At 69.2% G+C, this 19,053-nt stretch carries 19 protein-coding genes and 1 pseudogene; 3 read left to right on the top strand and 17 right to left on the bottom strand.

Annotated features, from left to right (window positions below; genetic code table 11):
- Nucleotides 1–31: 31 nt before the first annotated feature.
- The 14 genes from SREC43747_RS0106085 to SREC43747_RS0106020 form a co-directional block, all read right to left on the bottom strand.
- Nucleotides 32–2,347, bottom strand: coding sequence for a RelA/SpoT family protein (locus tag SREC43747_RS0106085; RefSeq protein WP_029720263.1), 2,316 nt, complete (start codon nucleotides 2,345–2,347; stop codon nucleotides 32–34).
- Between the two features lie 184 nt (nucleotides 2,348–2,531).
- Nucleotides 2,532–3,071 carry an adenine phosphoribosyltransferase gene (locus SREC43747_RS0106080; RefSeq protein WP_029720262.1) on the bottom strand — a complete coding sequence of 180 codons (540 nt, stop codon included), beginning with the start codon at nucleotides 3,069–3,071 and terminating at the stop codon, nucleotides 2,532–2,534.
- Between the two features lie 14 nt (nucleotides 3,072–3,085).
- Nucleotides 3,086–4,276, bottom strand: coding sequence for a protein translocase subunit SecF (gene secF, locus SREC43747_RS0106075; RefSeq protein ID WP_029720261.1), 1,191 nt, complete (start codon nucleotides 4,274–4,276; stop codon nucleotides 3,086–3,088).
- The gene (gene secD / locus SREC43747_RS0106070; protein ID WP_029720260.1) at nucleotides 4,273–5,826 is read right to left on the bottom strand and encodes a protein translocase subunit SecD; all 1,554 of its coding nucleotides are present in this window, start codon (nucleotides 5,824–5,826) and stop codon (nucleotides 4,273–4,275) included. The genes secF and secD overlap by 4 nt, the downstream gene beginning before the upstream one ends.
- A gap of 258 nt (nucleotides 5,827–6,084) precedes the next feature.
- Nucleotides 6,085–6,432 carry a preprotein translocase subunit YajC gene (gene yajC / locus SREC43747_RS0106065; protein WP_029720259.1) on the bottom strand — a complete coding sequence of 116 codons (348 nt, stop codon included), beginning with the start codon at nucleotides 6,430–6,432 and terminating at the stop codon, nucleotides 6,085–6,087.
- 160 nt (nucleotides 6,433–6,592) lie between these two features.
- The gene (gene ruvB, locus SREC43747_RS0106060) at nucleotides 6,593–7,675 is read right to left on the bottom strand and encodes a Holliday junction branch migration DNA helicase RuvB (protein WP_029720258.1); all 1,083 of its coding nucleotides are present in this window, start codon (nucleotides 7,673–7,675) and stop codon (nucleotides 6,593–6,595) included.
- 10 nt (nucleotides 7,676–7,685) lie between these two features.
- A complete protein-coding gene (ruvA, locus tag SREC43747_RS0106055; RefSeq protein ID WP_029720257.1) occupies nucleotides 7,686–8,282 on the bottom strand; it encodes a Holliday junction branch migration protein RuvA in 597 nt (198 codons plus the stop codon).
- Nucleotides 8,279–8,887, bottom strand: coding sequence for a crossover junction endodeoxyribonuclease RuvC (ruvC, locus tag SREC43747_RS0106050; RefSeq protein ID WP_029720256.1), 609 nt, complete (start codon nucleotides 8,885–8,887; stop codon nucleotides 8,279–8,281). Before ruvC ends, ruvA begins: the two co-directional genes overlap by 4 nt.
- Nucleotides 8,888–9,019: 132 nt before the next feature.
- The gene (locus SREC43747_RS0106045) at nucleotides 9,020–9,529 is read right to left on the bottom strand and encodes a DUF4262 domain-containing protein (RefSeq protein WP_029720255.1); all 510 of its coding nucleotides are present in this window, start codon (nucleotides 9,527–9,529) and stop codon (nucleotides 9,020–9,022) included.
- A gap of 89 nt (nucleotides 9,530–9,618) precedes the next feature.
- A complete protein-coding gene (locus tag SREC43747_RS0106040; protein WP_029720254.1) occupies nucleotides 9,619–10,371 on the bottom strand; it encodes a YebC/PmpR family DNA-binding transcriptional regulator in 753 nt (250 codons plus the stop codon).
- Nucleotides 10,372–10,410: 39 nt separating this feature from the next.
- The gene (gene pdxT / locus SREC43747_RS0106035; protein WP_029720253.1) at nucleotides 10,411–11,058 is read right to left on the bottom strand and encodes a pyridoxal 5'-phosphate synthase glutaminase subunit PdxT; all 648 of its coding nucleotides are present in this window, start codon (nucleotides 11,056–11,058) and stop codon (nucleotides 10,411–10,413) included.
- Between the two features lies 1 nt (nucleotide 11,059).
- Nucleotides 11,060–12,412: an amino acid permease gene (locus tag SREC43747_RS0106030; RefSeq protein WP_051387755.1), complete on the bottom strand. Its 1,353-nt coding sequence runs from the start codon at nucleotides 12,410–12,412 to the stop codon at nucleotides 11,060–11,062.
- A 201-nt stretch (nucleotides 12,413–12,613) separates the two neighbouring features.
- Nucleotides 12,614–12,922, bottom strand: a complete 309-nt coding sequence (locus SREC43747_RS0106025) for an AzlD domain-containing protein (protein WP_029720251.1) — start codon at nucleotides 12,920–12,922, stop codon at nucleotides 12,614–12,616.
- Nucleotides 12,919–13,620 (bottom strand): AzlC family ABC transporter permease, encoded by a 702-nt coding sequence (locus SREC43747_RS0106020; RefSeq protein WP_152528328.1) that lies wholly within the window; start codon nucleotides 13,618–13,620, stop codon nucleotides 12,919–12,921. Before SREC43747_RS0106020 ends, SREC43747_RS0106025 begins: the two co-directional genes overlap by 4 nt.
- 68 nt (nucleotides 13,621–13,688) lie before the next feature.
- On the opposite strand from SREC43747_RS0106020, the gene SREC43747_RS0106015 reads away from it, so the two are divergent.
- A complete protein-coding gene (locus SREC43747_RS0106015) occupies nucleotides 13,689–14,252 on the top strand; it encodes a helix-turn-helix domain-containing protein (protein WP_029720249.1) in 564 nt (187 codons plus the stop codon).
- A 48-nt stretch (nucleotides 14,253–14,300) separates the two neighbouring features.
- On the opposite strand, the gene pdxS is transcribed toward SREC43747_RS0106015, so the two are convergent.
- Entirely contained in the window at nucleotides 14,301–15,221 is a 921-nt protein-coding gene (pdxS, locus tag SREC43747_RS0106010) for a pyridoxal 5'-phosphate synthase lyase subunit PdxS (protein ID WP_029720248.1), read from the bottom strand.
- A 193-nt stretch (nucleotides 15,222–15,414) separates the two neighbouring features.
- On the opposite strand from pdxS, the gene SREC43747_RS0106005 reads away from it, so the two are divergent.
- A complete protein-coding gene (locus SREC43747_RS0106005; protein ID WP_029720247.1) occupies nucleotides 15,415–17,520 on the top strand; it encodes an elongation factor G-like protein EF-G2 in 2,106 nt (701 codons plus the stop codon).
- A gap of 6 nt (nucleotides 17,521–17,526) precedes the next feature.
- Here the strand turns inward: SREC43747_RS0106005 and pgsA are convergent, their stop codons facing one another.
- A complete protein-coding gene (pgsA, locus tag SREC43747_RS0106000) occupies nucleotides 17,527–18,141 on the bottom strand; it encodes a phosphatidylinositol phosphate synthase (RefSeq protein ID WP_029720246.1) in 615 nt (204 codons plus the stop codon).
- A gap of 190 nt (nucleotides 18,142–18,331) precedes the next feature.
- Here pgsA and SREC43747_RS0105995 point away from each other — a divergent pair, with 190 nt between their 5' ends.
- Nucleotides 18,332–18,859 carry a YceI family protein gene (locus SREC43747_RS0105995; protein ID WP_029720245.1) on the top strand — a complete coding sequence of 176 codons (528 nt, stop codon included), beginning with the start codon at nucleotides 18,332–18,334 and terminating at the stop codon, nucleotides 18,857–18,859.
- Between the two features lie 53 nt (nucleotides 18,860–18,912).
- Here SREC43747_RS0105995 and SREC43747_RS21875 read toward each other — a convergent pair.
- Nucleotides 18,913–19,053, bottom strand: a pseudogene (locus SREC43747_RS21875) (HIT family hydrolase); the annotation flags it as partial.

The following is a 19,053-nucleotide window of genomic DNA, read 5'->3' as shown; positions in this document are numbered from 1 at the left end:
CCCCGGCGGGGCCGCACCACCGGCCCCGCCGTCAGGCCGCCGAAGTCACCCGGTAGACGTCGTAGACGCCTTCGATGTTGCGCACCGCCTTCAGCACGTGACCGAGGTGCTTGGGGTCGCCCATCTCGAACAGGAACCGGCTCACCGCCACCCGGTCCCGAGACGTGGTGACCGAAGCGGACAAGATGTTGACCCGCTCGTCGGCCAGCACCTTCGTGACGTCCGACAGCAGGCGGTGCCGGTCGAGCGCCTCGACCTGGATGGCCACCAGGAACACCGAGGTCGCTGACGGGGCCCAGCGGACCTCCACCAACCGCTCGGGGGTCTTGCGCAGCTCCTCCGCGTTGGTGCAGTCGGTGCGGTGCACGCTGACCGCCCCACCGCGGGTGACGAAGCCCAGGATCTCGTCCCCGGGCACCGGGGTGCAGCAGCGCGCCAACTTGGTCCACACGTTGTCGGCCCCTTTGACGACCACACCGGGGTCCCCGGTGCGCCGCCGGCCGGTCAGCTTCGACGGGGTGGAGCTCTCCGCGATCTCGTCGGCCGCCTGCTCCGGCCCACCGATCAACGCCACCAACCGCTGCACCAGGTGCTTGGCGGACAGCTGCTTCTCCCCCACCGCGGCGTAGAGCGCGGCGACATCGCTGTACCGCAGTTCCTGGGCCACGGCCGCCAAGGTGTCGGCGGACACCAAGCGCTGGACGGGAAGCCCGAGCCGGCGGATCTCCTTGGCGATCGCGTCCTTGCCGGACTCGATCGCCTCCTCGCGGCGCTCCTTGGCGAACCACTGCTTGATCTTCGTCTTCGCCCGCGGCGAAGCCACGAACGAGAGCCAGTCCCGGCTCGGCCCGGCCCCTTCTGCCTTGGAGGTGAAGATCTCGACGACTTCGCCGTTCTCCAGCTTGCGCTCCAGCGCCACCAGCCGGCCGTTCACCCGGGCGCCGATGCACCGGTGCCCCACTTCGGTGTGCACCGCGTAGGCGAAGTCCACCGGGGTCGACCCGGAGGGCAACGTGATCACATCGCCCTTGGGGGTGAAGACGAAGATCTCCCGGGTGGCCAGGTCGTACCGCAGCGACTCCAGGAACTCGCCCGGATCAGCGGCCTCCCGCTGCCAGTCGAGGAGCTGGCGCATCCAGGCCATCTCGTCGACTTCGACCGCGGCCTTCCCGCTGGAGCTGTTGTGCCCCCGGGTCTCCTTGTACCGCCAGTGCGCAGCGATCCCGTACTCGGCGGTGCGGTGCATCTCGTGCGTTCTGATCTGCACCTCGAGGGGCTTGCCCTCCGGCCCGATCACCGTGGTGTGCAGCGACTGGTACACCCCGTACCGGGGCTGCGCGATGTAGTCCTTGAACCGACCGGGCATGGGCTGCCACAGCGCGTGCACCACACCCATCGCCGCGTAGCAGTCCCGGACCTCGTCGACCAAGATCCGGACCCCGACCAGGTCGTGGATGTCGTCGAAGTCGCGCCCCCGGACGATCATCTTCTGGTGGATCGAGTAGTAGTGCTTGGGGCGCCCTTCCACCTTCGCGGTGATCCGAGCGAGGTCGAGCTGGCTGGAGAGCTCTGCGATCACCTTGTTCAAGTAGGTGTCCCGGGACGGGGCCCGGTTGGCCACCAACCGCACGATCTCGTCGTACTTCTTCGGCTGCAGGATCGCGAACGCCAGGTCTTCCAGCTCCCACTTGATGGTCGCCATCCCCAGCCGGTGCGCCAGCGGAGCCAGCACTTCCAAGGTCTCCCGCGCCTTGCGGGCCTGCTTCTCCGGCGGCAGGAACCGCATGGTGCGCATGTTGTGCAGCCGGTCGGCCAGCTTGATCACCAGGACCCGGGGATCCCGGGCCATCGCGATGACCATCTTGCGGATGGTTTCGGCTTCGGCGGCCGCACCGAGCTTGACCTTGTCCAGCTTGGTCACCCCGTCGACCAGGTGCGAGACCTCTTCGCCGAAGTCCTCCGCGAGCTTCTCCAGCGAGTAGTCGGTGTCCTCCACCGTGTCGTGCAGCAGGCCGGCGACCAACGTCGTGGTGTCCATTCCCAGCTCGGCCAGGATGGTCGCCACCGCCAGCGGGTGCGTGATGTACGGATCACCGGACTTGCGCCGCTGGTCCCGGTGCTTCTCCTCGGCGACGTCGTAAGCGCGCTGCAGCAGGGCGAGGTCGGCCTGCGGGTGCATCTCGCGGTGCACCGCGGCCAGCGGCTCGAGCACCTGCTTGACCTGCGTGGCCCGCTGAGCCGTTATCCGCCGGGCAAGCCGTGCCCGTACGCGGCGGGTGGCCGAGGCCGCACGCGGTTGGGTTCCCGGCTCAGCTGCCGTAGCGGAAGATTCGACGTGTTGGCTCACCGCACGCTCCCCCGGGCACTCGGACGCTGCTTTCGTCCCGGGTCCGGGGTTGACAAGGACCCGGACACCGAGAATAACGCCTACGGCGGAGCAGACCTTCCGCGGCAGGCCGCAAAGCGCTCAGCGGTCGGCTGGTGCTGTGAGCTGCTGGCGCGATTTCAGTCCCACCGATCTCCCGCAGGGCCTAGATGGCCAGCAACGTTCGCAGCGGCTCGCCGGTCAGATTGCCCCGGCCGCCCAGCTCGGTGAGTTCCAGCACAACCGATGCGGCAGCGACTTCCGCCCCGGCCTTGCGGATCAGTTGGCACGCCGCACCCAGGGTGCCCCCGGTGGCCAGCACGTCGTCCACCACCAGCACCCGCTGGCCGGCGCGCAGCGTGTCCGCCGGCAGTTCGAGCGTCGCCGTGCCGTACTCGAGGGTGTAGTCGATGCGGTCGGCCACCGCGGGGAGTTTGCCGGGCTTGCGCAAACCGATGATCCCGGTGCCGAACTCCCGGGCCACCGCGGCTCCCACCAGGAAGCCACGGGCTTCCACTCCGGCCACCACGTCGAACTCCAAGCCCGCCCCCATGGCCTTGGCGGCGGCGGCGAGAGCTTCGCCGTCGGCGAGCATCGGCCCGATGTCCCGGAACAGCACGCCGGGCTCCGGGAAGTCCGGGACCTCCCGGATCAACCCGGCAGCGCGCTCCAGCGCGCTCTGCTCCACCTCAGCAGGGACATTCACCGAAATGCTGTTAGTCAACGCCGCCTCTTCCCAGTCGGCCGTGCGGATTTCGAAGCGGGCTGCCCAGCGCGCCTGCGCTGCGCACCGCGCTGGGCCGGTCGCGCCCCGGCCTGCGCGGCGACCGAATCCCGCTCGGAGTCCGCCTGCACCTGTTCGTTCTTCTCCTGCGTCTGCTTCCGACGCTGTTCTACCTTCTTCGCGTGCTCCCGGTACTTCGGGTCCCGCATCTTGAAATCGACCAGCAGCGGCGTGGCCAGCAGGATCGAGGAGATCACGCCGGCGATCATGCCGACCATCTGCACCAGCGCCAGATCGCGGAGCACGCCGACGCCCAGCATGCCAGCCCCGATCACCAGCAGGCCGAGGACCGGCAGCAAGGCGATGATCGAGGTGTTGATCGACCGCATCAGCGTCTGGTTCACCGCCAGGTTCGCCGCCTCGGGATAGGTCCGCCGGGAGAAGCTGAGCAGGCCTCGGGTGTTCTCCTTCACCTTGTCGAAGACCACCACGGTGTCGTACAGCGAGAAGCCCAGGATGGTCAGCAGACCGATCACCGTGGCCGGCGAGACCTCGAAACCGACCAGCGAGTACACCCCCGCGGTGACGACGACGTCGTGCAGCAGGGCGATGATCGCGGCGACCGCCATCCACTTCTCGAAGTAGAAGGCCAGGAAGACCGACACCAGCGCGAGGAACACCACGAGGGCGATCACCGCCTGCCTGGTGATCTCGTCACCCCAGGTGCCGCTGACCGCGCTGTCGCTGATCGTCTCGATGCTCGGCTGCCCCTGCGCGTTCAACGGCTGCAGCTGGTCGAACAGCTCCTGCTTGACCTGCGCGACCTCTTGGGAGGTCAGCGACTCGGAGCGGATCTGGATGCTCTGGGAATCGCCGCTGCCGACGATCTGCACGGCGTCCGGGGAGTGCCCCAGCGCCTGCCGGTAGGCGTCCTCCACCGCTCGGCTCTCGATCGGCCCGCTCGCCCCGACCGCGGGCATCTGGATCTTGGTGCCGCCCACGAAGTCGATGCCGAAGTTGAAGCCCTTGAAACCGATCGAGCCGAGGCACACCAGCACGATCAGCCCGAGCACGACGTACCACCGGGTTCGTTTCCCGACGATGTCGAAAGCGCCGGTTCCGGTGTACAGCCGGTGGAAGAAGTCTTCCCGGCGAGGGCTTTCAGTACCCGGAGTCGTCACGTTCACGCCTCCTTGGCGGTCGCGGTGGCCTTGCGGGCAGCGCGCACCTGCGCACCCATCCGCTGCACTGACCCGAGACCGGTGAGCGAGGGCTTGGACAGGAACTTGTTCTTCGACGCGAGCGCCACCAGCGGGTGGGTGACCAGGAAGACGACGATGAGGTCCAAAACGGTGGACATGCCCAGCGTGAAGGCGAAGCCCTTCACCTGCCCCACCGCGAGCACGTAGAGCACGGCCGCGGCCAGGAAGCTCACCGCGTCCGCGGAGAGGATGGTGCGCCGAGCCCGCGTCCAAGCGCGGGGCACCGCGGAGCGGAACGTCCGTCCCTCCCGCAGTTCGTCCTTGATCCGTTCGAAGAACACGATGAACGAGTCGGCGGTGATGCCGATCGCGATGATGAAACCGGCCACCCCGGCCAGGTCGAGGGTGAACCCGATCCACCGGCCGAGCAGCACCAGCACCGCGTACACGATGCCGCCCGACAGGATCAGCGACAGGATCGTCAACAGGCCGAGCAACCGGTAGTAGAGCAGGCAGTAGACACCGACCAGCAGCAACCCGACCCCGCCGGCGATCAGGCCGGCCCGCAGCGATGCGACGCCGAGGGTCGGGGAGACGGTCTCGGCCTCGGACTGGTCGAACGCCAGCGGCAGCGAACCGTACTTCAGGATCTCGGCCAGGTTGGAAGCGCTCTCCTGGTTGAAGTTCCCGGAGATCGTGGTGGTTCCACCGGGCATCGCGTCCTGCACCGTGGGGGCGGAGACCACCTCGGTGTCCAGCACGAAGGCCACCCGCTCACCGACGTTCTTCGAGGTGAAGTCGCCCCAGATCCGGGCGCCCTCGCTCTTGAACTTCAGGTTGACCGTCCAGCCCGGCTGCCCCTGCTGCGGGTTGGGCGGCACCGCCTGCGCTTCGTCGATCTCCTTGCCCTCCAAGAAGACCGGCTCCAGCAGGTACTTCTCGGTGCCTTCCTGGTTGCAGGTGACCAGCGGCAGCTTCGGGTCGTCGTTCCCGCGCAGCGGGTCCTCGGCAGCGCAGTCCAAGCCCTGCAGCGCTTGCTGCTGCACGTTGGGGTCGGTGCTCTGCCGGGTCCGCTTGGCCTCCTCGATCTCGGCCTGCTGCTGGTCCGGCGGCTGGGCGTCCTGCTGCGGCTCGGTGCCGGCCGGGACCTGCCCGGCGGGGACCACCGTGACGACCTGGCGGAAGTTCAGCTCGGCGGTTTGCCCGAGCTGCTTGGCCTCTTCCCCACCGGCCCCTGGAACGGTGATCACCAGGTTGTTGCCGTCCCGGGCGACCTCGGAGCCGCTGATGCCCATCCCGTTGACCCGGGTCTCGATGATCTGGCGGGCCTGGTCCAACGATTCCCGGGGCGGCGGCTGGCCGTCCGGGGTGCGCGCGGTCAGCGTCACCCGCGTCCCGCCCTGCAGGTCGATGCCGAGCTTCGGGGTCGGCTTGCCGTCACCGGTGAAGAACACCAATGCGTAGAGCACTGCCGCGATCAGACCGAAGATCGCGAGGTAACGCCCTGGGCGGATCTGCCCGGCCGGAGGTGCCACGGTGCGTTGGTCTCCTGTTCGCCGTCTTCATCTTCGAGCGGCGCCGCCCGCCACCGGCGTCGAGCGGACACGACGACGGGGCACCGCACTGACTTGATCTAGTCTGACAGGCTCGCGCATCCAGCTTGTGCCCCGGGTAACAACACCGCTACAACGGGCACCACACGGATGCGGGCACCGGGGCTGACAAGCCCGGCGCCCGCACAATACTCCTCACCCCGCCACCTGCACCGGGCACGGGGCTGCGAGGCAGCAGCCTCAGTTGTTCTTCTGCTGCTCGATCGGCTCGGCCACCTTCGCCCCGGAGGACTCGTCGCTGTCGGCACCGGCGGACTCGGTGGGCTGGTCGTTGTCGCTGACCCGCTCCCGGATGGCGGCCCGCACCCAGGTGGTGGTGACGCCAGGAGCGATCTCCAGATCGACGGTCTCCTCCGAGGTGCCGACCACCGTGCCGAACAGCCCGGAGGTGGTCATCACCCGGTCACCGGCCTGCAGCGAGTTCAGCAGCTTCTGCTGCTCCTGGACCATTCGCTTCTGCCTGCGTGCCTGCATGAACAGCGGCACTGCCAGCAGAACGATCAGCAGCGGGAAAATGAGGGATTCCATTGTGCTCCGTTCAGCGGACGCTCAGGGGCCCAGCCCGTGGCACTGCGCCCGAATTGTTCGGATGTACAACCTCCAGTGTGCCAGGCGCACCGGAGACGGCGGGAACCCTACTACGGTTGATCGCGAATCCGGCAGCGAACACCCGGCGGTCGTTCCCGGACTATTCGTCCTCCTCGAACAGCCCCGCTTGGCTCCCCGGCACGTTCTTCGGCGGGGTCAGCCCCAGGTGCTGCCAGGCCGCGGCCGTGGCGATCCGGCCCCGCGGAGTGCGCGCCAGCAGACCGGCTCGCACCAAGTACGGTTCGCAGACCTCCTCCACCGTGCTGGCCTCCTCGCCGACGGCCACCGCCAGGGTCGATATCCCGACCGGGCCGCCGTGGAACGAGTGCACCAGCGCGCCCAGCACCGCCCGGTCCAGCCGGTCCAGGCCGAGCTCGTCGACGTCGTAGACCTCGAGCGCGGCCCGGGCGATCTCCCGGGTCACCACGCCGTCGGCGCGCACATCCGCGTAGTCGCGGACCCGGCGCAGCAGGCGGTTGGCGATGCGCGGGGTGCCGCGGGAGCGCCGGGCGATCTCGGCGGCGCCGTCGTCCCGCAGCTCAACGCCCAGGATGCTGGCCGAGCGCCGGACGACCTGCTCCAACTCCTCGGGCGAGTAGAACTCCATGTGGGCGGTGAAGCCGAAGCGGTCCCGCAGCGGGCCGGTGAGCGCTCCCGACCGCGTGGTGGCCCCCACCAGCGTGAAGGGGGCGATCTCCAGCGGAATGCTGGTGGCCCCGGGCCCCTTGCCGACCACGATGTCCACCCGGTAGTCCTCCATCGCCAGGTAGAGCATCTCCTCCGCCGGCCGGGCGACCCGGTGGATCTCGTCGATGAACAGCACGTCGCCCTCGGTGAGGTTGGACAGCATCGCGGCGAGATCTCCCGGCCGTTCCAGGGCCGGGCCGGAGGTGACCCGGATGGCCGAACCGAGCTCGTTGGCGATGATCATCGCCAGGCTGGTCTTGCCCAATCCCGGCGGACCGGAGAACAGCACGTGGTCCGGCTGGTCACCGCGCTTGAGGGCACCGTGCAGCACCAGCTCCAGCTGTTCGCGGACCCGTTTCTGGCCGACGAACTCGCTGAGCTTCCGAGGGCGCAGGGTCATCTCGACGTCCTGCTCCGCCGGGTGCTGATGCGGGGTCAGCGTGACTCCCTCATCGGCAGTCCCGGACCATTCGTTGGAAGTGTCGTCCTGGTACATCACGCCACGCTCACTTCGGTCCCAGGGCGGCCAACGCCCTGCGCAGCACCGACGAGGTGTCCAATTCCCCCTTCGCGGAGGCCAGCACCGACTCTACGCTCTGCTCCGCCTGCTTCGCGGAAAAACCCAAGCTGACCAGCGCTTCGGTGACCTCCGAGCGGAGCCGGCCGTGGTCCACCGCCGCCGCCTGCGGCGTGCCGGCGCTCATCGCGCCCACCTTGTCCCGCAGCTCCAGCACCAGCCGCTCGGCGCTCTTCTTGCCGATCCCGGGCACCCGGGTCAGCGTGGCCACGTCCCCGTCCGCCAGCGCTCGGCAGAGCTGGTCGGGCTGCAGCACCGCCAGCGCGGCCAGCGCCAGCCTCGGCCCCACTCCGGAGGCGGTCTGCAGCAGTTCGAACAGCTCGCGGGCCTCGACGTCGGCGAAGCCGTACAACGTCAAGGAGTCCTCGCGCACCACCAGCGAGGTCCACAGCAGGGCTTCCTCCCCGCGCCGCAACCCGCTCAGCGTTCCCGGGGTGGCGTGCACCGCCATCCCCACCCCGCCGACTTCGATCACGGCGTGGTCCAGGCCGAGCGACAGCACCCGGCCCCGAACCGAAGCGATCATCGGGCATTCCCCCCTCGCGCGGCGGTCCTGACCTGCACCGGCCGCGCAGCAGCCTGGGCCTGCCGCATCCGCGCTCTGTGGTTGCGGGCGAGCTCGGCCGCCCTGGCTTCGGCCGCGGCCAGTTTGCTGAGCATCGGAGAACGCCACAGGTGGCACACCGCGAGCGCGAGCGCGTCTGCGGCGTCGGCGGGCTTCGGTTCGGCCGACAACCGCAGAATCCTGGTGATCATGGCGGTCACCTGCCGCTTGTCCGCTCGCCCGGAGCCGCTGATGGCCGCCTTCACCTCGCTGGGCGTGTGGAAGGCCACCGGCAGCCCGCGCCGGGCCGCGGCCAGGGCCACCACCCCGGAGACCTGAGCGGTCCCCATCACCGTGCGGACGTTGTGCTGGCTGAAGACCCGTTCGATGGCCACCACCTCGGGGTGGTGCTCGTCCATCCAGCGCTCGACCTCGTCGGCGACCGTGAGCAACCGGTTGGACAGCTCCTGGTCGGCCGGACTGCGCGCCACCCCCACGGCGACGCAGCTGACCTGCCGCCCGGCCCCGCCGTCGACCACTCCGAGCCCGCACCGGGTCAGTCCCGGATCCACGCCTAACACCCGCACGCCGCCACCTGCCCGCTTCCGTTCCAGAACACTCGTTCGAACCCTAGTCGATCAGTTCCGGCCGGGCGACCCCGACACACCGGCACCGAGCGCACCGGAGCTCGCATCCCCCGTTCCGGTCGTACCCGCGGCTCAGGGTCCGTCAATGCCGGGGGTCCAGCTCTCCGGTGCGCCGCTCTCGGTCAGCACCGGCTGGTAGGTGGCGAAACCTTCTGGAGCGTCCTGCTCCCACGGGAATTTGCCCTCGTCAGGGCTGGGCACGATCAGCTGCACCGCTGGGAAGTCGTCACCGCCGTACACCAGGAAAGCGCTGCCGAAGTACTCCGGGTAGTGCTGCTTGGCCACCTTCTCGAAGGTCACCGGCAGGTCCCGCAGGAACCGGTCGTACAGCTGCCCGGGCACGAACTTCTCCCCGGCGCCCACCCGCTGCACGTAGGTGTTGACCACGGTGTGCGCGACCTCTTGCGGCAGGCCGATGACCACCACCTCGGCCTTGCCGAAACGGCGCCAGGCCCCCACCGAGAAGGCGAACGGGGCCCGCTGGTCGTCCCCCGGGACGTGGAGCACCGCGGCACCGTGCTCGTCCGCGGTGTCGACCAACCACTTCCGCAGGTTCTCATCCATTTCCGCCACGGCCGCCATTCTGCCCGGCGGTCACCGCCGCCCACGGCCGACGGGGCGGAGCAGTGGGTCTTCCGGCTCGGAAGACCCACCACAGCTCACCGCCCCGATCAGGCGTTGACTTCCTGCAGGACTTCGTCCGACACGTCGAAGTTGGCGTAGACGTTCTGCACGTCGTCGAGGTCCTCGAGCATGTCGATCAGCTTGAACACCTTGCGGGCGGCATCGGCGTCCAGCGGGACGCTGACCGACGGCAGGAAGTTGGTCTCCGCCGAGTCGTACTCGATACCGGCCGCCTGCAGCGCCTTGCGGACCTCGACCAGGTCGCTGGGGTCGGTGAGGATCTCGTAGCTCTCCCCGAGGTCGTTGACCTCCTCCGCACCGGCCTCGAGCACCGCCGCCAGGACGTCGTCCTCGCTGAGACCGTTCTTCGGCAGCAGCACGACGCCCTTGCGGTTGAACAGGTAGGCGACCGAACCGGCGTCTGCCATCGAACCGCCGTTGCGGCTCATCACGGTGCGCACTTCGCTGGAGGCGCGGTTGCGGTTGTCGGTCAGGCACTCGATCAGCAGGGCGACACCGTTGGGGGCGTAGCCCTCGTACATGACGTTCTGGTAGTCGGCCCCACCGGCCTCCTCACCAGCACCCCGTCGGCGGGCGCGCTCGATGTTGTCCAGCGGGACAGAGTTCTTGCGCGCCTTCTGGATCGCGTCGTAAAGGGTCGGGTTGCCATCGGGATCGCCCCCGCCAGTCCGCGCAGCAACCTCGACGTTCTTGATCAGCTTCGCGAAGAGCTTGCCGCGCTTGGCGTCCAGGGCGGCCTTCTTGTGCTTGGTGGTGGCCCACTTGGAGTGGCCGGCCATCTTTCCTCCGTCTTCTACGACCGCGCTGCGGTTGGTCAGTCAGTGCGCACGGACGATCTGCACGAAATGACGGTGCACGCGCTCACCGCCACTGACCAGCTCCGGATGAAAGGCGACGGCGAGCACCGGTCCCTGCTGAACCGCCACGATCCTACCGGCGGCTTCCTGCTGGCCTGCCCCGTCAGGGGCTTCCGGAACCCGGGCCAGCACTTCAACCCCGTCGCCGGTCTTGTCCACCCAAGGTGCTCGGATGAACACCGCGTGCACCGGGCCCAGCCCCGCGAACTCCAGCTCGGTCTCGAAGGAGTCCACCTGCCGGCCGAAGGCGTTCCGGCGGACGATGACGTCGAGGGCGCCGAACGGGCGCACCGCCGGCTGGCCGCCGGCTTCCTCCTGGCCGTCCACCACGTCCCGCGCCAGCAGGACCATGCCCGCGCAGGAACCGAACGCCGGCATGCCCGAGGCCAGGCGGTCCTCCAGCGGCTCGCGCAGCCCGCTGCTGTCGAGCAGGCGAGTCATCGCGGTGGACTCGCCACCCGGCAGCACCAGCCCGTCCACCGCGGCCAACTCCTCCGGGCGGCGGACCGGACGGGCCTCCGCACCGCTGCGCTCCAGAGCGGCGAGGTGCTCCGCCACGCCGCCCTGCAGGGCGAGGACTCCGATCGCGGGTCGAGCAGTCGTCACAATCTCATTCTCCTGCACTGCTGCGGCTGGTTGAACGGCGGGCGACCACTCGCCAGCCGACAGCGAGCGCGAGCACCACTACCGGCACTGCGTAGAACGATGCCCGCACAGCGAGCTCTTCGGAGAGAGCTGCCAGGCCAACGATACCGAGGAGGAAGACCAGGACGATCCAGTTCGTGTACGGCGAACCGGGCATGCGGTAGGCAGGACGCCGCAGCTCACCCCGTTCCGCCCGGCTGCGCAGCTTCATCTGGGCGATCAGCAGGGTGGCCCAGGTGGCGATCACCCCGAGGGAGGAGATCGAGGTGGCGATGTCGAACGCCTGCTTGGGGACCACGTAGTTCAGCAGCACGCCGACCAGGAACACGCCGCCGGTGAACAGCACGGCCCCGTAGGGCGCCCGGCGGGAGTTCAGCAGGTTGGTGAAGGCGGGGGCCTCGCCGCGCTGGGCCAGCGAGCGCAGGATCCGCCCGGTGGAGTACAGCCCCGAGTTGCAGCTGGAGAGCGCCGCGGTCAGCACCACGAAGTTCATCAGGTCGCCCGCCCAGGGGATGCCGATGCTGGAGAACACGGTGACGAAGGGGCTCTCCTGGCCGCTGTAGGCGGTCCAGGGCAGCACCATCGCCAGCAGCACCACGGAACCGACGTAGAACACGGCGATCCGGAGCACCACGCTGTTGATCGCCCGGGGCAGCACCTTCTCCGGATTGCGGGTTTCACCGGCCGCGATGCCCACCATCTCCATGGAGGCGTAGGCGAACATCACGCCTTGCATGCTCAGCAGCACCACCGGGAGCCCAGCGGGCAGGAAGCCGCCGTGCGCGGTGAGGTTCTCCGGTCCGGCCGCGGTGCCGCCCACGTCCGCACCGGTGAGCACCAGGGACAGCGCGACGGCGAGGAAGGACACGATGGCCAGGACCTTGATGGTCGAGAACCAGAACTCCAGTTCTCCGAAGAACCGCACCGACAGCAGGTTCACCGCGAGCAGGCCCAGCAGGCACAGCAGCGCGGTGATCCACTGCGGGAAGTCGGGGAACCACTTGCTGATGTAGATCCCGGCCGCGGTGATCTCGGCGATGCCGGCCCCGGCCCAGTTGAGGAAGTACAGCCACCCGGCCGCGAAGCCGGCCCAGGGACCGATGAACTCCCGGGCGTACTCGACGAAGCTGCCGGAGACCGGCCGGTGCAGGACCAGTTCGCCGAGGGCGCGCATGACGAAGAAAGCGGCCACCCCGCACAGCAGGTAGGCGAGCACCAGCGCGGGGCCCGCCTGGGCCATGCGCCCGCCCACCCCCAGGAACAGGCCGACACCGATGGCGCCGCCCATCGCGATCATCTGGACCTGGCGCCTGCCCAGGCCCTTCTGGTAGCCCTCGGCGGTTCTCTCGGAGCGCGTTGTGGTAGTCGTAGCGGCCTCCCGGGGACGAGAGCCGGTTTCGCCGGCTCACCGGACAGCTCTGGCGGCGCGAGGTCTCCACCATTGAGCCGGAGCAGCACGCAGGACTTTAGATAGGGCGTGTCGTGCCGCCGCCACGGGGTCGGGAGGCCTTGGTCTCGATCACTCCAGGCCGGCCAGCCGCAGCAGCGCGGTGGTGCCCGCCGCGGCGACCACCACGAGCCAGAACGGCGCCCGCCGCCAGGCCAGCACCGCTCCTACCGCGACCCCGAGCAGCCGGGCCCACCCGGCGAACGCGCTGCCCTCGAACACCGCGCTGGTCACCGCGAACGCGCCGAGCAGCGCGATGGCCGCGATGGACATGAGCTTCTCCAGCTCGGGGGAGAACTCGACCCGGCCGCGCAGCAGCGGGCCGGCCAGGCGCATGGCGTAGGTGCCGGCGGCGATCGCGAACATCACACCCAGCGTCATGACCGGCGCCTCGCTCGCTTCGGCAACGGCAGAGCGGCAGCGATTCCGACCAGCGCGACCAGCACCGGGAGTCCGGCCGGCAGCACGGGTGTGGTCAACACCGCCGCCAGCGCGCCCAGGGCCACCGCGCGCAGGGTCTTGTGCTCGGACAGGGACGGCATGATCAGCGCGAGCAGTCCGGCCGGCAGCGCGGCGTCGAGGCCGAGGGCCCCGGGATCCGCGATGCGCTGGCCGACCAGTCCGCCGACGAGGATGGACGGCGCCCAGGTGCAGTACAGCACGACGCCGGTCAGCCAGTAGGCGCGCTTCTTCTCCGCCGGGTCGCTCCGCGCCATGGCGAAGGCCACCGATTCGTCGATCATGATGTGGCTGCCGAACAGCCGGCGGGGCCAGCTGCCGTCGAGCAGTCCGCCGACCGCCAGCCCGAAGGGGAAGTGGCGGGCGTTCAGCATCAGTCCGCCGAGCACGGTGGTGACCGGGGAGGCCCCGGCCGCCATCATGCCCACGGCCATGAACTCGGAACCGCCGGCGAAGATCAGCAACCCCATCAGGGTGACCATCCACAGCGGAATTCCCTTGCTGACCGCGATGGCCCCCAGGGAAGCCGCCACGACGGCCAGGGCTGCGGCCATCGAGAGCACGTCCCGAACGAGTTCGTCCCGCCACAGCGGAACAACCGTTCGCTCTGCTGAACCCACGTTCGCTAGCCTGGACAAAAGGCATTTGTTCGTCAAGACGAACGCAAGGACCGACACACCGAACAGCCATGAGCAGAGCTGACAGCACCCCACCGCTGGAGATCATCGCCGCTTCCCTGCGCCGGGAACGCGACCGTGCCGGGCTGACCCTCAGCGAACTGGCCAAGCGCGCGGGAATCGCCAAGTCCACGCTCTCCCAGCTCGAATCCGGAACCGGGAACCCCAGCGTGGAGACGTTGTGGGCAGTGGGCGTGGCCCTCGGCGTGCCCTTCAGCAGGCTGGTGGAGCCACCTGCTCCGCAGGTGAGGGTGATCCGCGCCGGCGAGGTGCCGATGGTCCGCTCCGAGCAGTCGCCCTACGCCGCCGCGCTGCTGTCGGCATGCCCGGCCGGCGCGCGCCGGGACCTGTACACCCTGGAACTGGAGCCGGGCGGCACCAGGAAGGCCGACGCGCACATCCCGGGAACCGTCGAGCACGTGATCGTCACCAGCGGCCGGATGCTGACCGGCCCGGCGGAATGCCCGGTGGAGCTCGAGCCCGGCGACTACATCTCGTTCTCCGGCGACGTGCCGCACGTCTACCAGGCCCTGCAGCCGGGCACCACCGCCGTGCTGGCGATGGAGCACCACTGACCGAGCTGACCGGTGACCCCGGCGGCCAGCTCGGTCAACGGCGTCGGGTCACCAACCCCGCTGGGCGTACCGGGCCGCCTCCGGCAGCGAATCGACGTTGATGCCGACCATCGCCTCGCCCAGGCCGCGGGAGACCTTGGCGATCACGTCCGGATCGTCGTAGAAGGTCGTGGCCTTCACGATCGCCGCGGCCCGCTTGGCGGGGTCCCCGGACTTGAAGATGCCCGAGCCGACGAAGACGCCTTCGGCCCCGAGCTGCCGCATCATGGCCGCGTCGGCCGGGGTGGCGATGCCGCCCGCGGTGAACAGCACCACCGGTAGCTTCCCGGTGCGGGCGACCTCCTGGACCAGGGGCAGCGGGGCGCGCAACTCCTTGGCCGCCGCGTAGAGCTCGTCCTCCTCGAGCGCGGCGAGCTTGCGGATGTCGCTGCGGATGCGCCGCATGTGCCGAGTGGCCTCGACCACGTTGCCGGTGCCGGCCTCACCCTTGGAGCGGATCATCGCCGCTCCCTCGGAGATCCGCCGCAGCGCTTCGCCGAGATCGGTGGCGCCGCAGACGAACGGGACGGTGAACGCCCACTTGTCGATGTGGTGGTCCTCGTCCGCCGGGGTGAGCACCTCCGACTCGTCGATGTAGTCCACGCCGAGCGCCTGCAGGACCTGGGCTTCCACGAAGTGGCCGATCCGCGCCTTGGCCATCACCGGGATGGAGACCGCGTTGATGATCTCCTCGATCAGACCGGGATCGGACATGCGGGCCACACCACCGTTGGCCCGGATGTCAGCCGGAACCCGCTCGAGCGCCATGACCGCCACCGCGCCGGCGTCCTCGGCGATCTTGGCCTGCTCCGGAGTCACCACATCCATGATCACCCCGCCCTTGAGCATCTCGGCCATCCCGCGCTTCACCCCGTCGGTGCCGGACTTGCGGGCGGTGGTGGGCTCCTGATCGGACTGGACGGTAGTCACCGACAACCTCTCCTCGGACTGGCTCGCTTCTCGAGGCCGACGCTACGAGAAAACTGGACCATTCGCACGGGCCAATTGAGGCTCATTTCAGTAGGCCACTTTTCTTCGGTGGCCCTATCGCCCCAGGTGGCCTTGCACTCCCGGCGCACCAGGTGTGTGCTCGGTCTCACAGCGGGAACAGCAGGGGGAAACCATGGGGAGCAAACAAACCGTCACAGCCGGGACCCGGCCGGCCCCGGCGCCGTCAGATCCGGCGCTGATCCGCAACGTCGCACTGGTCGGCCCCTCCGGCTCCGGCAAGACCACGCTCGTCGAAGCGCTGCTGGCGCACACCAGGACGATCCCGCGGGCGGGGTCGGTGACCGAAGGGTCCACGGTGTGCGACCACGAGCCCGCCGCGATCGAGCAGCAGCGGTCCGTGTCCCTGTCGGTGGCTCCGGTCGAACACGGCGCCTACAAGATCAACTTGTTGGACACGCCCGGGTACGCCGATTTCATCGGAGAACTGCGAGCGGGCCTGCGGGCCGCCGACGCCGCCCTGTTCGTGGTCTCGGCCGTGGAAGGAGTGGACGCCGCCACCCGGGCGCTGTGGAAGGAGTGCGCCCGGGTCGGCATGCCCCGCGCCGTGGTCATCTCCCGGCTCGACCAACCGCGCGCGGACTTCAACGCCGCGCTGCTGTCCTGCCGGGAAGCCTTCGGCCTCGGCGTGATCCCGCTGTACCTACCCCGCCACGGGACGGACGGGGAGGTCGCCGGACTGCTCGGAGTGCTCACCGGAACCACCTACGGGCAACCCCGGGAAACCGGTGGCACCCCGGAAGACCTGCCGCAGTGGCAAGCAGAACTGGTCGAAGCCATCATCTCCGAGAGCGAAGACGAGTCCTTGATGGACCGCTACATCGCCGGCGAGGAGATCGAAGAACCGACCCTGATCAAAGACCTGGAGAAGGCGGTCTCCCGCGGAGGCCTGCACCCGGTGCTGCCGGCGTGCTCGCTGACCGGCGTCGGACTCGCGGAAGTCCTCGACGGGATCGTGCGCGGATTCCCCTCTCCCCTGGAGCGGGAACTCCCGGAGTTCACCGATCCCCAGGGGAACAACCCGCGCCAGCTCACCCCCGACCCGCAAGGCCCCTTCGCCGCCGAAGTGGTGCACACCGCGGCGGACAGCTACGTCGGGCGAGTTTCGCTGGCCCGGGTGTTCTCCGGAACGCTGCGCCCGGACCGGGCGGTCCACGTCTCCGGCCACGGCCAAGCCGAACGCGGACACCCGGAGCACGACGAGAACGAGAAGGTCGCCCACCTGTACTCCCCGCTCGGGGGCACCCTCCGAGAAGTCCCCCACTGCACGGCGGGCGACATCTGCGCGCTGACCAAGCTCAACTCCGCGGAAACCGGTGACACGCTCTCCGATCCGGAGACCCCGCTGCTGCTCGAACCGTGGCCGCTGCCGGACCCGCTGCTGCCCGTGGCGGTGGTGGCCCACTCCCGCAGCGACGAGGAAGCCCTGGCCCGCAACCTCAGCCGGTTGGTCGCCGCCGACCCCAACCTGCGGTTGGAGCGGGACACCGAAACCCACCAGCTGGTGCTGTGGTGCACCGGCGAAGCGCACGCCGACGTCGTGCTGCAGCGCCTCCGGGAAGGCGGCGCGGCCATCGACACCGAACCGGTGCGGGTACCGCTCCGGCAGACGTTCGCCCGACCGGCCAAAGGACACGGCAGGCACGTCAAGCAGTCCGGCGGACACGGCCAGTACGCCATCTGCGACATCGAAGTCGAACCGCTGCCGCGGGGTTCCGGTTTCGAGTTCCGCGACCGGGTGGTGGGCGGTGCCGTGCCCAAGCAGTTCATCCCGAGCGTGGAGAAGGGCGTGCGGGCCCAGATGGAGAAGGGCATCCACGACGGCGTTCCGCTGGTGGACCTGCGGGTCACCTTGGTGGACGGGAAAGCGCACAGCGTCGACTCCTCCGACGCCGCCTTCCAGACCGCGGGGATGCTCGCGTTGAAAGCAGCCGCCGAGCAGGCCGGGTTGATCACGCTGGAGCCGGTGGACGAGATCACCGTGCGCATCCCCGATGAATACCTGGGCGCGGTGCTGGGCGACCTGTCCAGCCGCCGGGGGAAGGTCGTCGGCACCGAACCGGAAGACCCCGGCTGGACCGTGGTGCGAGCGCACGTGCCCGCCAGCGAGCTGGTGCGGTACTCGGTCAATGTGCGCTCGCTCAGCTCCGGGAGCGCCACCTTCACCCGGCACTTCGGCAGCTACGAGCCCGCCCCGGAGAGCGTCACCGCGCAGCGGTAGGGAGCCCTACCCCTGCCGCGTGGCGACGTACTTCCGGCGGACCGCCAGCAGCCGCTGCGCGACGGTCAGCGCGGACAGCACGACCAGCAACCACACGGCGACGTCCAGCACGTAGGGCACGCCCAACCCGTGCAGCCCGGCGCCGACCAGCACGACGATGAACCGCTCAGCCCGCTCGGCCAGGCCGCCGTTGGCGTCGAAACCGTTGGCCTCGGCACGCGCCTTGACGTAGGAGATGACCTGCGCTGCGACCAGGCAGACCAGCAACCCCGCCCCGCGCGTCGAGTTGCCGTCCACCACCAGCGACCACCACGCCAGCGCCCCGAACAGGGCGCCGTCGACGATCCGGTCGCAGGTGGCGTCGAGCACCCCGCCGTAGGGGGAGGCCTTCCCGCCCGCCCGCGCCATCGCCCCGTCCAGCAGGTCGAAGAGCAGGAAGACGGTGAGCACCGCGGCTCCCGCGAACAACTGGCCACGCGGGAAGAACCACAGCGCCGCACCGGTGCTGACGACCGCACCGGTCACCGTTACCGCGTTCGGCGTCAGCCCGAGTCGGACCAAGCTGGCTCCGACCGGGTCGGTTAACCGAGAGATCGAATCCCGCGCAAAAATGTTAAGCATCGCCAGACCGTCAGTTTATCGATCTTTGGTCACTGCTGTTGCACAGTAACCATCCTGATCGAAAATTTCTTCACCAGCTCGAGCCGACACGGATTCCGTGGTGTCGCCCACACCCGGAATTGTTGAAGCTTCAAATTTGTTCTGCTGGGTGAGCACCCGCTCACTCGCCGAACGCGAAAAGAGGCTTCCAATGACCGCCAGCAGCACGATCCCGGGCTACGAGGTCGGCACCTGGGACATCGACCCGGCGCACTCCGCGATCGAATTCTCGGTCCGCCACATGGGAATCGCCAAGACCAAGGGCCGCTTCACGGACTTCTCCGGCGAACTGGTCACCGCGGAGAACCCGCTGGACTCCTCGGTGACCGCAACGATCAGCACCGGCTCGATCGACACCGCCATGCCGGACCGGGACGCCCACGTGCGCAACGCCGACTTCCTGGACGTGGCGAACTACCCGACCGCGACCTTCCGGTCCACGGGCATCCGGCAGGAGGACGACGAATTCGTGATCGACGGCGAGTTCACCCTGCACGGGGTGACCAAGCCGGTCTCGTTGAGAACCGAGCTGAACGGTATCAGCGAAAACGGCCTGATCGGCCTGTCCGCCACCACTGCCCTGGACCGCCGCGACTTCGGCGTCGGACCGGACAACACCGCCGTGGTCGGCGACAAGATCAAGGTCTCCCTGGAGATCGAAGCCGAGCGGCGCCCCTGAGCCAACCGTCGAGGGGGACCGGGCAGCACCTCCGGCCGGTCCCCCTCGCCAGCTCAACCGATCTTCTGCCAGGCCTCGGAGATCAACTGCTGGGTCTCCCCGAGCAGCTGCGGTAACACCTTCGTGTGGCCGATCACCGGCATGAAGTTCGAGTCACCGCCGGGTTGATGTGGGCTCCGCTGATGCCGCCGGCG

This window comes from Saccharopolyspora rectivirgula DSM 43747 (assembly GCF_000497205.1).
GTDB lineage: Bacteria > Actinomycetota > Actinomycetes > Mycobacteriales > Pseudonocardiaceae > Saccharopolyspora > Saccharopolyspora rectivirgula.
This window is presented reverse-complemented; position numbering and strand designations above follow the sequence as displayed.